The organism is Blautia sp. HA8986 (genome assembly GCF_056504635.1).
In genome coordinates this window covers 492145-507124 of sequence record NZ_JBWLUQ010000001.1, presented here as the reverse complement: position 1 = coordinate 507124, position 14980 = coordinate 492145, and the positions used below count along the sequence as shown (strand labels likewise).

Sequence of the window (14980 nt, the reverse complement as noted above, 5' to 3'; positions counted from 1 at the left end):
GGAGCCCTCCATTTATATGATCAGATAAATATTCTGTTCTATTAAGCATTTGATATCTCTTCTGACAAACCAACAGATATTCTATATTTCTATTCCTGCTCTGCGATCTTTTCTGCCAGATCGTTTAAATATACCCATCGGTCCATCTTTTCATCCAGCTTCTGCTGAGTCTCCTGCTGCTCATCAGAAAGCTCCCGGAGCTTCCCTGCGTTGGTGGCATTGGCAGCCATCTCTTTGTCCAGCTGTTCCAGACGTTCCTCCAGTGCTGCTATCGTCTCGTCGATGGTCTCGAATTCTTTCTGTTCTTTATAGGTAAATTTCAGCTTTTGTTTCCTGTTCTGCTTCCAGGTATCTGCGGAAGATTTCTTTTTTTCCTGGGGTTCGTTCTCTGCCTGAGTACTGCCAGGCATATCAGCACGGGTCTCAAGAGTCTGGCCTTTCCGTGCTTTCGCCTCCAGGTAATCAGTATATCCCCCTTCGTACTGTACCAGTCTGCCCTCTCCCTCAAAAGCCATGATCCGGTTTACAACATTATCCAGGAAATAGCGGTCATGAGATACTGTGATCACAATGCCTGAAAATGAATCCAGATAGTCCTCAAGAATGGTCATGGTCGGGATATCCAGATCATTTCCAGGCTCATCCAGAAGAAGCACATTGGGAGCTTCCATCAGGACTTTCAGAAGATACAGTCTTCGCTTCTCCCCTCCGGAAAGCTTCTCAACCGGAGTATACTGCATAGCCGGGTCAAAAAGAAATCTCTCAAGCATCTGGGAGGCAGTGATCCTTCCCTCTTTCGTCGGAACATACTCTGCCACCTCGCGTATGTAGTCGATCACTCGCTGTCTCCCGTCCATATCCGGAACATTCTGGGCGAGATACCCGATACGGATGGTCTCACCGATCTGGATCTCACCGGAATCCGGGGCTACCATTCCTTCTACCATCTTAAGGAGTGTGGATTTACCGCAGCCATTAGGGCCGATAATCCCAAGGCGCTGATTTCGAAGCACAATATAATCAAAATCACTGATCAGCGTACGGCCCTCGATTGCTTTACTTACATGGTGGAATTCCACAGTTTTTTTGCCCATGCGAGTTTCAATGGAATCCATCTCCACGCTGGAATCCTTCACAGGAGTTTTGCCTGCTTTCAGAGCTTCCAGGCGATCCAGCCTTGCTCTCTGCTTGGTGCTTCTGGCACGGCATCCTCTTGCAGCCCATTCCAGTTCCATACGGAGAACGCTGCGGCGTTTCCGGTCACTGGCAAGCTCCATCTCTTCTCTCTGAGCCTTCAATTCCAGAAATTTGGAATAATCACCAGCATAGGAATACAGTTTGCCATGGCTGATTTCCAGGATACGGTTGGCTACGCGGTCCAGGAAATAACGGTCATGCGTTACCATGATCACAGTTCCCCGAAATCCCCGGAGAAAATCCTCCAGCCACGTTACCATCTCTCCGTCCAGGTGGTTGGTAGGCTCGTCCAAAATCAGGATATCTGCAGGGTTGAGAAGCATTCTGGCCAGAGCCACTCGTTTTTTCTCTCCGCCGGAAAGATTATCCATATTGATATTCTGGTCTGTGATCCCCAGAGTATTCAGCATACGGCGTGCCTCGCTCTCTGTACTCCAGTCTTTCTGCCATTTTCCCTCTGCCACATAGTCCAGAATGGTCATATGCTGAGGAAATTCCGGTGTCTGGGGAAGCCAACTGATGCGGATCCCGTTCTGGGTGATCACCTGTCCCTCATCTGGTTCTTCTTCTCCCGCGATCACGCGGAGCAGAGTGGTCTTTCCTGTCCCGTTCACGCCGATGATCCCGATCTTCTCGCCCTGGTCAATACCGCAGGAAATATCATCAAAAATCACTTTGTCACCAAAAATCTTATGAATGTGTTCTATGTTCAAAATATTCATGCTTTATCTTCTCCGTTCATGAAAAAATCATTTCCATGATAGGATAGCGAATTTTTCTGTTCCCGTCAAGAACTGCTTGCTTTCCGCCATCTTCTTTGTTTTTTGTCCGGATTTCGTTAAATAATTTTTTATTTTTCTTTACGTATTCCCGGAAAATGGCTGAAATAGTAGATTACAAACAGAACTGCCGTGATCACCCAGGATACCGGATAACTGAGCATGATATTATTGATCCCCGGATGCCTAGTAACAAAAACAAACAGCCAGATAATACGGATCAGACACACTCCTCCGCAGGTCAGGATCATGGGTATCAGCACTTTTCCTGCTCCCCTGAGTGCACCGGAGAGAATACCGATCACTACATAAAGGGCATAGGACGGGATCAGGAAACGGATCATATGAACACCGATGTCCACAACTCCCTGATCTGTGGTAAACAGACGGTAAATAGGCTCTGCAAACAGAAAAATACCTCCGCTTACAATAAAGGCGGTAATGTAAGCCATTATCATACAGACACGGACGCTTTTTTGCATACGGCGGTATTTTCCGGCACCGTAATTCTGTCCCACAAAGGTGGTAATTGAGATGGCAAAAGCATTGCACACCATCCAGAATACAGCATCAATTTTTCCCAGGGTTCCCCAGGCTGCCACGGTATCTGTTCCAAGCTCATTGACAAATATCTGAATGGTCAGATTGGCAATGTTGTACATTACAGATTCCAGTCCTGCCGGGAGTCCGATGCGGAGAACTGCTGCCAGAGAATGTGCATCAAACCGGATCTCATGGAACTTTAGGCGGTAAATATCGTTCGCCCGCATCAGAAACCAGGTAACAAGAATGGCACTGACTGCCTGGCAGCTTACTGTTGCAAGTGCAACACCCAAAACACCCATATGGAAGCTCACCACAAAGATCACATCCAGAAGAATATTAAGAAGGCAGGTGATGATCAGCACATACAGGGGTCTTTTTGAGTCTCCTACTGAACGTAAGATACTGGATACCATATTGTATACCAGGTTAAAAAAAGTTCCTGCAAAATAGATGTGGAGATACAGCACAGAATCCGGGATTACTTCTGCCGGTGTTTTCATAAGGTGCAGGATCGGCTCTGCCAGGATAAAACCTGCCATGCCTACGACCACACTGGCTGCCAGACAGAAGATCATGGAAGTATGAAGTGCCTTTTTTAGATTTTTGCTGTCTTTTGCTCCATAATACTGAGAGATCACTACAGCTGCTCCGGAACACAGGCCCACGAAGAATCCAACGATCAGATTCACGATCATGCTGGAAGATCCACCTACTGCTGCCAGTGCTTCTTTTCCCACAAACCGCCCTACTACTACAGTATCGGCGGTATTATAAACCTGCTGGAATAATGTTCCGAACAGGATCGGAAAGAAAAACAGCAGAAGCTGCTTCCAGATCACGCCTTCTGTGATCTGATTTACTTTGGCGGTATTTTCTTTCTGTAAATTTGTTTTCATATATTTTTTATTTCCTTTTCCCCTCGTTATATAGTTTTCACGATTCATTTTTTTAAGTATAAAAAAAAGCCGGTATACTTCATTAAGCATACCAGACTCTTTTCTGCATCGCATAAGTTGGAAGGATTAGTCCTCAACTTTGATGATTTCCTTCTTATTGTAGCTTCCGCAAGCTTTGCATACTCTGTGCGGCATCATAAGAGCTCCACATTTGCTGCATTTAACAAGGTTCATAGCGCTCATTTTCCAGTTCGCTCTTCTCTTGTCACGTCTAGCTTTGGAAGATTTGTTCTTAGGACAAATGGACATAGGTTACACCTCCTTAAATTTACTGAATATATCACTGATAGCTGCCATGCGGGGATCCTTCGGCTCCTCCTTGCATCCGCAGGGACCTTCGTTCAGGTTCTTCCCGCAGCGGCTGCAGATACCTTTGCAATCTTCTTTACATAAGACCTTCAAAGGCCAGCTTATCAATACCTCAAGATAGACCAACCGGTCCACATCCAGGTTCATACCTGTGAGATAGCTGCTCTCATCCAGATCGTTGACACGCTCTTCATCAGAAAGCTTCATATCAAGCTTCTTCTTGAATTCCAGCGGTATCTCTACTGAAACTGTCTCAAGACAGCGATCACAGGGAATCCCTACTGTAATCTTACCGGTTCCTGTAAGTTCAAGAACCTTATCACCTGTGTTGGTGATCGTAAGTTCCACTGGTTCTTTCGCAAGTACCGGAAAACTCCCCATCTGAAAATCAATCTTCTCCAGTTCCGGGATTGCCGACTCCTGGATTGTCTTACCATCAGAGGAAGAAATGTCTAATAATTGAATCTGCATAAGTCTCTCCTATCCACACTCGATTTATTATACATATGCTCTTGTGATTTGTCAATGTTATTTTCGGGAAAATATTACATTTTTTTAAATTTTTGATGAGGAAACTACGGGGGCTGAACTTCTGATAGTCAGCCCCCGATAATTCCAATATAAATCTCCGGTCATGTGCCCGAACTGTGGCGTGCCTGATAATGTCAGGTAACTCTGATTATACCAGTGCTACAGTCTCACGGCAGATTGCAAGCTCCTCGTTAGTCGGGATAACAGCAACCTTAACTCTGGAATCCGGTGTGGAGATCACGATCTCCTCGCCGCGATGTCCGTTAGCATCTTTGTCAAGTGTTACGCCAAGGTATCCAAGATAGCTTACAACTTTCTCACGTACCGGAATAGCGTTCTCGCCGATACCTGCTGTGAATACGATAGCGTCAACACCATTCATTGCTGCAACATATCCGCCTACGAATTTAGCAATGCCGTAGCAGAGAACATCGATTGCATTAGCTGCATCTTCGTTTCCGCTTTCAGCTGCCTCATTGAGGTCACGGAAGTCGCTGGAAAGTCCGCCGGAAAGTCCAAGAAGACCGGATTTCTTGTTGAGTACGTTCATAACGCCCTCGATGTCCAGATTCTCTTTCTTGGCAATAAACTCCATGATAGCCGGATCGATGTTACCGGAACGTGTTCCCATAACAACACCTTCAAGTGGTGTAAGACCCATTGTTGTATCTACGCATTTGCCGTTTACAACTGCACTGATGGAAGATCCGTTTCCAAGGTGGCAGACAATAACTTTGGAGTTATCTTTGTCAAGGCCAAGGAACTCAACAGCTCTCTTGGATACGAAGCTGTGGGATGTTCCGTGGAAGCCATATCTTCTTACTTTATATTTCTTGTAGAAGTCAAGCGGAAGTCCATAGAGATATGCTTTAGCCGGCATTGTCTGATGGAAAGCTGTATCAAATACGCCTACCTGCGGTACACCTGGCATAAGTTCTGCACATACACGGATACCGATAAGGTTAGCCGGGTTGTGAAGCGGTGCAAGGTCATTGCACTCTTCTACTGCTTTGATCATCTCGTCTGTGATCACTGCGGAAGAAGCGAATTTCTCGCCGCCGTGTACGACACGATGTCCGATAGCGTTAACCTCTTTCAGGCTTCCGATAGCACCTGTCTTATCGTTTGTAAGAGCATCCAGTACCATCTGGATCGCTTCTTTATGTGTTGGCATAGCTGCCTCTGTGATCTCTTTGTCACAGCCGGCTTTCTGATATACCAGTCTTCCGTCGATACCGATTCTCTCGCAAAGACCTTTTGCAAGTACATTCTCTGTCTCGGAATCGATTAACTGATATTTTAATGAAGAACTTCCACAGTTGATAACTAATACGTTCATGATTTTACTCTCCTGATTTTCAATAATTATTTATCCTCTGCCTGGCACTGTACTGCTGTGATAGCTACAACACCTACGATATCATCTGCAGAGCATCCGCGGGACAGGTCGTTTACAGGTTTTGCGATACCCTGTGTAACAGGTCCGTATGCTTCTGCTTTACCAAGACGCTGAGCAAGTTTGTATCCGATGTTACCTGCATCAAGGTCAGGGAATACCAGTACGTTAGCTTTACCAGCTACTTCGCTTCCTGGTGCTTTGGATGCGCCTACGCTTGGAACGATAGCTGCATCAAGCTGGAACTCTCCGTCAAGCTTAAGCTCCGGATGCTCCTCTTTTGCGATTCTTGTAGCCTCTACTACTTTATCTACGTCAGGATGTTTTGCACTTCCCTTGGTGGAGTGAGAAAGCATAGCTACGATCGGCTCCTCCTGAACAAGAAGTTCAAAGGACTCTGCGGAAGATGCTGCGATTGCGGAAAGTTCCTCCGGAGTCGGATTCTGGTTCAGACCGGAATCAGCAAATACGAATGCACCGTTTGCGCCGTACTCGCAGTCCGGAACTACGATCAGGAAGAATGCAGATACAAGTTTTGTTCCTGGTTTGGTCTTCAGGATCTGAAGGCACGGACGGAGTGTGTCTGCTGTAGAGTGGCAGGCACCGGATACCATACCGTCTGCATCGCCCATCTTAACCATCATTACGCCATAGTATGGGTACTGAGTGTGAAGAATCTCTTTCGCTTTCTCAGGTGTCATACCTTTCTTAGCTCTCAGCTCTACGAATTTATCAATGTATGCCTGAGTTCTGTCAGATGTCTCAGGATCTACGATCTGTGCGCCGGAAATATCAAAGCCGCCCTCTGCTGCTTTCTTGTTGATCTTTTCCTCTTTACCGATAAGGATGATCTTGGCAACTCCCTCTTTCAGAATCTTGTCAGTTGCCTCAAGAGTTCTCATATCCTCTGTCTCTGGCAGTACAATTGTTTTTACGCTTTCTTTTGCTCTTTTCTTAAGCAGTTCAACAAATCCCATGATTAAATGGCTCCTTTCTTGATGTAACAAAAACGCTAGTGTCTGTTCGGGCACTACACTGTGTTTATTATACCCCCTTACCCTTTTCTTTTCAAGCGTTTCATTGTCAGAAAATGGCTATACTGCGTATTTTTTGAAGTGCAATGGTTACTATTCACCGGCAATGTTCTGCGAGGTGTTTTTTATGGTAAAGGTCACAGATGGCCCGAGGATTTCGGTTCACGATCATGAATTGCGTGATTTCTGTATCTTACAAAGGGTGTTGCCGGGTACAGAGCGTACAGCAGCATTCGGTTTTATGGCAGCAAAACAGATTTCGAATGCCGCTTAACTTTTTACATTGCTTATGTTAAAATAGCACCATTATTATATTATAAAAGCTTATTTCAAGATTTGAATTTTCAGAAACGGCAGGTATTTTTTTATGAAAGTTGTTGGAATTATTGCAGAATATAACCCATTTCACAGGGGGCATGAATATCAGATCCGCTATGCAAAAGAAACTCTTGGTGCTGATTATGTTGTAATCGCCATGAGCGGAGATTTTGTACAGAGAGGTGCTCCTGCCCTTATGGAAAAACATGTCCGGGCTGAGATGACTCTTCTTGGTGGTGCTGACCTGGTTCTGGAAATGCCGTTGCAGACAGCAACGGCCAGTGCAGAAGGATTTGCCGCAGGTGGCGTAAGCCTTCTTGACGGGCTTGGTGTTATAGACGAATTATGTTTCGGAAGTGAATGCGGAGATACAGAGATTCTTATGGATGTTGCAGAGATCCTGGTGAAAGAACCGTCTGAATATCGTAATCTCCTTCAGCAGAATCTTCGTGCCGGAATGAGTTTTCCTGCTGCAAGAAGCAGTGCATTGATCGGTTACATTCAGAAAAAAATCGCTTCCGGGCTAAATACATTGGGTACTTCGTCAGAACATATTGAGCTCGTCCTTTCTTCTCCTAACAATATCCTGGGAATCGAATACTGCAAGGCACTTCTCCGTCTTAACAGCCGGATCATTCCTCATGCACTTTTAAGAAAAGGAAGTGGTTATCATGATACGGATTTTTCTCTTCTTTCTGATGAAAAGTTTCCCTCTGCTTCCGGCATCCGGAACCTTATGAAAAAGTCCGAAAAAGCCGGGCAGTCTGCTGATTTTTCCCGATTGATTCCTTCTGCTTCTATTTCCGGATTTCTGGATTCTCTCGAAAAAGGAGCATGGCTTTCTGACTCAGCGCTGGATCTTCCTCTGCATTACAAACTTCTTCTGGAATCCGAAGAAACTTTACAAATGTATCCGGATCTTTCGGATGCACTGATCCGACGTATACTGAAATCCCGTAATCAATATGAAGGTTTTTCCCAATTTGCGGATCTTCTGAAAACACGGGATATTACCCGTTCTGCTATTTGCCGCAGCCTTGTCCGAATCTTTCTTAATCAAAAAACAAAAGCACCCGGACATATTCCCTATGCCCGGGTACTTGGTTTTCGAAAAAGCAGTGCTCCGCTTCTCAGCCAGATCAAGAAGAATTCCTCAATCCCATTAATTACCAAGGCAGCGGATGCCTCTTCAATCCTTGATGAAAATGCACTTCAGCTTTTTCATGAAACCTGTGAGGCTTCCAATCTTTACGAAATGCTTCTCTGCCACAAGACAGGCCTGCCTTTTATCCATGAGATGAAAAAGCCACTTCGGATCATTTAACCAATCAAGGAAGTCCCCTGCGAAGTTGCGAATCTCCACTTGACTATAACTCGCTCTTCCGGATCACTTCCACTGCTTCCTGGATTTTCTCTGGCGGAAGGACAAGAGCGAAGCGTACATATCCTTCCCCGTGTGGACCGAAGCTTGCTCCCGGGGTTACAATGACACCGGCTTTTTCCATCAGTTCCATACAGAAAGCCATACTGTCTGTGCGGCCGCCCGGGATCTTCGCCCAGACGAACATGGTGCCTTTTCCATTAGGAAGTTCCCAGCCAATATCGCGAAGTCCCTGACAGAGTGCATCTCTTCTCTCCTGGTACATCTGGCACTGTTCTTTTACACTTTCCAGCGGGCCATTCAGTGCTGCGATGGCAGCTTTCTGGAGCGGCAGAAACATACCGAAGTCAATCTGGCTTCTCAGTTTACGAAGTGCTGCGATCACATCCGGACGGCCTACCAGGAAACTGAGTCTCGCACCTGTGACATTAAATGATTTGGAAAGACTGAAAAACTCCACGCCAATATCTTTCGCTCCCGGAGTTGCCAGGAAGCTTCCGCCGAAAGCTCCGTCAAAGATGATATCGCTGTAAGCATTGTCATGAATGATCAGAATATCATATTTTTTTGCAAATTCCACGATTTCTTCGTAAAGTCCCGGGGTAGCAATGCTTCCTACCGGGTTGGACGGCAGGGATACTACCATATATTTGGCCTTCTTTGCTACTTCTTCCGGAATACCCTTCACATAAGGGAGAAAATCATGTTCTGCAACAAGCGGGTAATAATAAGGAACTGCCCCTGCCATCAGGCTGCCTGCTGCAAATACGGGATAGCACGGATCCGGGAGAAGTACTGTATCTCCCTCATCGCATAGCGCCATGCCAAGATGTCCCATTCCTTCCTGGCTTCCATAAACAGTCATCACCATGTCCGGTGTCAGTTCCACATCAAAACGTTTCTTATAATAAGTACAGACAGCGTCCAGAAGCTCCGGCAAGTCACGTAAGCTGTATTTCCAGTTGTTGTCATCCATAACCGCTTCTGCTACGGCTTTCTTGATATATTCCGGAGTCTTGAAATCCGGGGTTCCCACACTCATATTATAAATCTTCATGCCCTGTGCTTCCAGCTCCATGCGCCGGTTGTTCAAAGCTGCAAAAATTTCATCTCCAAATCTGTCCAGTCTTTTTGAAAACTGCATATCATTCGTCCCTCTTCCATAATAAATTATAATCGTCTAAGCCTGTAAGCATTCTGCTCTGCTACATGTTTATAAACGAAATCGCAAAGCGATTTCATTTATTTTACCACGGTAACGTGGCATACTCAAGAATTTTCAGTAAAAAAAGAACCATCACCTATGCAAAGCAGCTGTTCATTTTCCACTCTGCACGCAATCGGTAATGGTTCTTCATTATTTTTCAGTTTATTCAGATAATAGAATACGGTCATTATCCAGGGCTTTGCCGGCTCCTGTCTTAAATTTCTCAAGAAGACCGTCCACGGTCATGTTTTTCTTTTCCTCTCCTCCGATGTCCAGCACGATATTACCGGAGTCCATCATCAGGATACGGTTTCCAAGATCGATCGCAGACTGCATATTGTGTGTGATCATCAGGCAGGTCAGCTGATGTTCTTCCACGATCCTTCTGGTAAGATTCAAAACTTTCTCAGCAGTTCCCGGGTCAAGTGCTGCAGTATGCTCGTCCAGAAGAAGCAGTTTTGGAGGGTTCATTGTCGCCATCAGAAGTGTCAGTGCCTGTCTCTGTCCGCCGGAAAGAAGACCTACCGGATGGCTCATCCGCTCTTCCAGTCCAATGTCCAGCTTCTTCAGTTCCTCACGGAAACGCTCTTTTTCCTGCCGGGTCGTATGAGAAAGCCATCCGCCCTTGCCAGCTGCAAGTGCAAGATTTTCTTCGATCGTCATGCCTGGTGCAGTTCCGCGCATGGGATCCTGATAAAGACGGCCGATTTCTTTTGCGCGTGCATGCTGCGGCATAAATGTGATATCCCTGCCGTCCAGTTCGATCGACCCTGCATCTGTAAGAAAATCACCGCAGATTGCGTTAAAGAGTGTTGATTTTCCTGCACCATTGGAACCGATGATCGTAGCAAAGTCGCCTTTTTTCAGTTCCAGGGAAAGATCTTCTATTGCTTTTTTTTCGTTTACAGTTCCCGGATTAAATGTTTTTGAAATATGGCTGATTTTTAACATGGATCATCTGCCTCCTTTTGCATGAGTCATTCTTCTTCGTATCTGCGGCCACTGCTTCTTAAGATACGGGCCGGAAATTGCAAGAATAACGATCACAGAAGATACCAGTTTCAGCATAAATGCCGGCATGTTGAAACGAAGTGCAATGGTGTATACAAGACGGAAAATAAAGGAACCAAGCACCATTCCTACCGCTCTCACAAAAATTCCTCCACGACCAAGGAGTGTGCCTCCGATCAGCAGAGAGGCCAGCGCGATGGTAACCATTCCCTGCCCGATATTGATATCTACCGATTTCTGTGACTGAGACAGAAGACATCCGGAAAGTGCTGTAAATGCATTTGCCACGCAAAGACCGATCACAGTTGTAAATACCGGATTAATGGAGGAAGATTTTACCATGTCAGAATTATTTCCTGTTGCCCTGATTGCCAGACCAAGTCTTGTTTTCAGGAAAAATACCAGAAATACGATCACAAGGATCACTGCAATAGCCGCAATCATGATATCTTCCCTGCCTTTTAAAGGTGTACCTGAAAGTACATCCTTCATCATGGTAAATACTGTAGTCGTCCGGTTCATATTGATCAGGGATGAACCTCCCATGACCGCAATATTTACGGAATATAATGCAGTATTTACAATAATACCTGCAAGCAGGCTGTCTACTCCCAGCTTTGTCTGCAGGATCGCAGTTACAAATCCTGATGCAATACCTGCTGCCATAGCTGCCGCAATGGACAGAAACGGATGTCCGCTTACAGCAACCACGGCTCCTACAGCAGCTCCGAAGGTAAAGCAGCCATCTGTAGAAAGGTCGCAGACATTCAGCATGGAATAACTAAGAAACAGAGCAAGAACTGTCAGTGAACAGATCAGTCCAAGCTTCAGGGCAGTCTCCCCGAGGGAGAGCATAGTTGCAATCGTCACAGTGATTTCCTCCAATTGGATTTATTTCATAACTGCTCACAAAGGTGAGCAGCTTCTTTATTTTGTTTCTACTTCATCAAAGCTTTCTGCAGTTGTGATTTCATTTACCTGTGTGCAAAGAGGCTCAAATGCCTTCTTTACTGTATCGAAATCAAGGCCAAGTGCTTTACAGGTTTCTGTATTAACTGTTGCAGTACCATTATCAAATGTTTCAACAGCTGTTTTGGACGGATCAGCGTTATCTACCAGGATATCTGCGATCATATCGGCTGTTTTCTGTCCGAGGTTTGCATAATCAACACCATATCCTACAAAAGCACCGTTTAATGCAAAGGAGTCAGCTCCTGTGTAGTGCGGGATTCCTGCGTCGATGAATTTTTCATAAATAGAAAGCTCTGCTGTCATGATGGTGTTGTCTGTAGGTGTAAATACGGCATCCACACCGTCAGCAATCAGTGCATCTGCTGCAAGCTGAACTTCGTCTGTAGTCGTTCCGGTACGCTCTACATATTCGATTCCCTCTTTATCCAGATAATCTTTTGCTTCCTGGATAGCTGTTGTGGAGGAATCCTGTCCTACATCATAAAGAAGACCGATTTTCTTTACATCCGGATTCTGTGCCTGGATCAGTTTCATGATAGAAGAAGTATCCAGATAGTCACTGGTTCCTGTTATATTAGCTCCGGGAGCATCCAGGGAATCTACAAGGCCGGAGCCAACCGGATCAGATACTGCTGAGAAAACAACCGGTGTATCACTTCCTTCTGTAGCAGACTGCATACGCATTGCTACCGGTGTAGCCACACCTACCATCAGGTCAACATTATCAGCCTGAAAATCGGAAATAATCTGTTCCATAACACTGGCATCTGCATTACAGTTATCATAAGATACATCAAATGTAATGCCTTTTTCCTTGCCGATCTCTTCCAGACGGGACTGGATATTATCTACGATCTGATTCAGAGAAGCATCGTCTACATAATTGCAGATACCCACTTTAAAATCCTCTGCCATAACCGGGCTGGTCATCATCATAGTTGTTGCTGCTACTGCTGCTGCGATTACTAACATTCTTTTTTTCATAGTTTTGTTCTCCCTTCTTAAATCCGCTTTACTTAACTTTTGTACACCTGCGGTCTGCTTATCCAGAGCACTGTTTCCCTTCGGAATCCAGGCTCTCATCCGGAACAACTTTTTTATGCAACAGAAGCTTTTTCCTGTAACACAAAAACCGTCCCAAGCTTATATTATGCTTGAGACGGTAATAAAAGTTCTTTATTATCGCGGTACCACTCAAATTGACGAATCGCCCACTTTCCGGTGTACTAACATACACTCCTCATTGGTAACGGGTTCGGTTCCCGTCGGCGCCTACTGTACAGATAAATAGTTCGGGCCGCCCTCGAAAGTCCATTCAACATCTGGTCCCCTGCGGATTTCCACCATCACCGCTCTCTGTGAAGCTTCCTGAAATGTCTACTTCTCTTTCTCACTGGTTTGTTTTTTAAGTTGTGTTTACTTTAGCACATCAACGTAACTCTGTCAACCCCGAAATGAAATTATTTCAGGATTAATTGTTACTGTTCACTGGTAATATCCCGCGAGGCGTTTTTTGTGAGCAAAGGTCACAGAAAACCCGAGAATTGCGGCGCGAAATCATGCACAGCATGATTTCTGTGCATCGCGAAGCGTGTTGCTGGTCACAGAGTGAACAGTAACGATTAATTCTTGAAGCTGTGGATCGGTGCCGGAATTCTTCCGCCTCTCTGTACAAATGCATCGCAGGAGAAGGAATTTACAGGCATGATCGGTGCATAACCAAGAAGGCCTCCGAACTCAACAGTCTCACCAACACCTTTACCGATAACCGGGATCAGACGTACTGCTGTTGTCTTCTGGTTTACCATACCGATGGCAGACTCATCTGCAATGATACCTGCCAGTGTAGTAGCCTTGGTATCTCCTGGAACTGCGATCATATCAAGTCCTACAGAGCATACACAGGTCATGGCCTCCAGCTTCTCCAGAGTAAGTGCGCCCTCGTTTACAGCATCGATCATTCCCTGGTCCTCGCTGACCGGAATAAATGCGCCACTTAATCCACCTACAGCCGCTGCTGCCATAACGCCGCCCTTTTTAACCTGATCGTTCAGAAGTGCAAGTGCTGCTGTTGTTCCTGGTGCACCGGCTCTCTCAAGGCCAATCTCCTCCAGTATCTCTGCTACAGAATCACCGATTGCCGGTGTCGGTGCAAGGGAAAGATCCACAATACCGAACGGTACATCAAGACGCCTGGATGCCTCACGTGCAACAAGCTGTCCAACACGTGTTACCTTAAATGCTGTACGCTTGATCATCTCGCAAAGTGTTCCGAAGTCCTCTCCACGAACCTGTTCCAGTGCCTTCTTAACAACTCCGGGACCGCTGACACCTACGTTGATAATGCAGTCAGCCTCTGTAACACCGTGGAAAGCACCTGCCATAAACGGGTTATCATCCGGTGCGTTGCAGAATACCACAAGCTTGGCACAGCCAAGGGAATCCTGCTCCCTGGTAGCTTCTGCAGTAGCAAGAACGATCTCGCCCATCAGTTTTACAGCGTCCATGTTGATACCAGTCTTTGTGGAACCAACATTTACAGAACTGCAGACACGTTCTGTCTCTGCCATAGCCTGCGGAATAGAACGGATCAGAAGCTCCTCTGCGGGAGTCATTCCTTTGCTTACCAGTGCAGAATATCCTCCAATAAAGTTAACCCCAACTTCCTTTGCACATTTATCCAGTGTTTTTGCGATCGTTACAAAATCTTCTGTTTTTTTACATGCAGCTCCGCCAACCAATGCGATAGGAGTTACGGAGATTCTTTTGTTTACGACCGGGATTCCGTACTCTTTCGCAATCTCATCACCTGTTGCCACAAGATTTCTTGCTTTTGTGGTGATTTTCTCGTATATTTTCTGATTCAGTGCATCCAGGTCAGGATCGATGCAGTCCAGAAGGCTGATACCCATAGTGATAGTACGCACATCCAGGTTTTCCTGCTCGATCATTTTATTTGTCTCGTTTACCTCAAAAATATTGATCATTTTTTATTTTCTCCCTGATGAATGATGTAAAATAGATATAATTCATTTAATAAAATAACTGATACACTACACTGTTATTTTATTACACTCTGTGCATCATGTTAAAAATATCTTCATGCTGGCAGTGAATCACTACGCCGATCTCTTTGCCCAGATTCTCAAGCTCGCCGGCAAGTGTGCCGCCATCTTTCTCACATTTCGCTGTATCTGCGATCATCATCATGTTGAAATACCCCTGAACGATGGTCTGAGAAATATCCAGAATATTTACCTGATTTTCTGCAAGATATGTACAAACCTTTGCGATAATTCCTACTGTGTCATTTCCTACTACTGTGATAATTGTCTTCTTCATC

At 45.5% G+C, this 14980-nt stretch carries 13 protein-coding genes and 1 other annotated feature; of the genes, 1 reads left to right on the top strand and 12 read right to left on the bottom strand.

Annotated elements, in window-relative coordinates; all coding sequences use genetic code 11:
• Positions 1-89: 89 nt before the first annotated feature.
• The 6 genes from AC04Q4_RS02195 to pta form a co-directional block, all read right to left on the bottom strand.
• Positions 90-1919, bottom strand: coding sequence for an ATP-binding cassette domain-containing protein (locus tag AC04Q4_RS02195; protein ID WP_476388390.1), 1830 nt, complete (start codon positions 1917-1919; stop codon positions 90-92).
• 128 nt (positions 1920-2047) lie between these two features.
• On the bottom strand, positions 2048-3418 hold the full coding sequence (locus tag AC04Q4_RS02190; RefSeq protein WP_173737082.1) for an MATE family efflux transporter: 1371 nt from the start codon (positions 3416-3418) through the stop codon (positions 2048-2050).
• 126 nt (positions 3419-3544) lie between these two features.
• Positions 3545-3727: a 50S ribosomal protein L32 gene (gene rpmF / locus AC04Q4_RS02185; protein WP_015525241.1), complete on the bottom strand. Its 183-nt coding sequence runs from the start codon at positions 3725-3727 to the stop codon at positions 3545-3547.
• Positions 3728-3730: 3 nt separating this feature from the next.
• The gene (locus AC04Q4_RS02180) at positions 3731-4258 is read right to left on the bottom strand and encodes a YceD family protein (RefSeq protein ID WP_173737083.1); all 528 of its coding nucleotides are present in this window, start codon (positions 4256-4258) and stop codon (positions 3731-3733) included.
• A gap of 208 nt (positions 4259-4466) precedes the next feature.
• Positions 4467-5657 carry an acetate/propionate family kinase gene (locus tag AC04Q4_RS02175; RefSeq protein WP_173737084.1) on the bottom strand — a complete coding sequence of 397 codons (1191 nt, stop codon included), beginning with the start codon at positions 5655-5657 and terminating at the stop codon, positions 4467-4469.
• 26 nt (positions 5658-5683) lie between these two features.
• Positions 5684-6691, bottom strand: a complete 1008-nt coding sequence (gene pta, locus AC04Q4_RS02170; protein WP_476388389.1) for a phosphate acetyltransferase — start codon at positions 6689-6691, stop codon at positions 5684-5686.
• A 424-nt stretch (positions 6692-7115) separates the two neighbouring features.
• Here pta and AC04Q4_RS02165 point away from each other — a divergent pair, with 424 nt between their 5' ends.
• A complete protein-coding gene (locus tag AC04Q4_RS02165) occupies positions 7116-8390 on the top strand; it encodes a nucleotidyltransferase family protein (RefSeq protein WP_476388388.1) in 1275 nt (424 codons plus the stop codon).
• Between the two features lie 43 nt (positions 8391-8433).
• On the opposite strand, the gene AC04Q4_RS02160 is transcribed toward AC04Q4_RS02165, so the two are convergent.
• The 6 genes from AC04Q4_RS02160 to AC04Q4_RS02135 form a co-directional block, all read right to left on the bottom strand.
• Positions 8434-9591 carry an aminotransferase class I/II-fold pyridoxal phosphate-dependent enzyme gene (locus tag AC04Q4_RS02160; RefSeq protein WP_476388387.1) on the bottom strand — a complete coding sequence of 386 codons (1158 nt, stop codon included), beginning with the start codon at positions 9589-9591 and terminating at the stop codon, positions 8434-8436.
• 225 nt (positions 9592-9816) lie between these two features.
• Positions 9817-10605: an ABC transporter ATP-binding protein gene (locus tag AC04Q4_RS02155; protein WP_173737089.1), complete on the bottom strand. Its 789-nt coding sequence runs from the start codon at positions 10603-10605 to the stop codon at positions 9817-9819.
• 3 nt (positions 10606-10608) lie between these two features.
• Entirely contained in the window at positions 10609-11520 is a 912-nt protein-coding gene (locus AC04Q4_RS02150) for an ABC transporter permease (protein ID WP_195455219.1), read from the bottom strand.
• A 72-nt stretch (positions 11521-11592) separates the two neighbouring features.
• Complete coding sequence (locus AC04Q4_RS02145; protein ID WP_195455104.1) at positions 11593-12621, bottom strand: ABC transporter substrate-binding protein; 1029 nt, start codon at positions 12619-12621, stop codon at positions 11593-11595.
• A gap of 168 nt (positions 12622-12789) precedes the next feature.
• Positions 12790-13040, bottom strand: a binding site (T-box leader).
• Positions 13041-13259: 219 nt separating this feature from the next.
• Positions 13260-14624 carry a PFL family protein gene (locus AC04Q4_RS02140; RefSeq protein WP_173737091.1) on the bottom strand — a complete coding sequence of 455 codons (1365 nt, stop codon included), beginning with the start codon at positions 14622-14624 and terminating at the stop codon, positions 13260-13262.
• Positions 14625-14706: 82 nt separating this feature from the next.
• Positions 14707-14979, bottom strand: a complete 273-nt coding sequence (locus AC04Q4_RS02135; RefSeq protein ID WP_119239857.1) for an ACT domain-containing protein — start codon at positions 14977-14979, stop codon at positions 14707-14709.
• Position 14980: the final 1 nt, after the last annotated feature.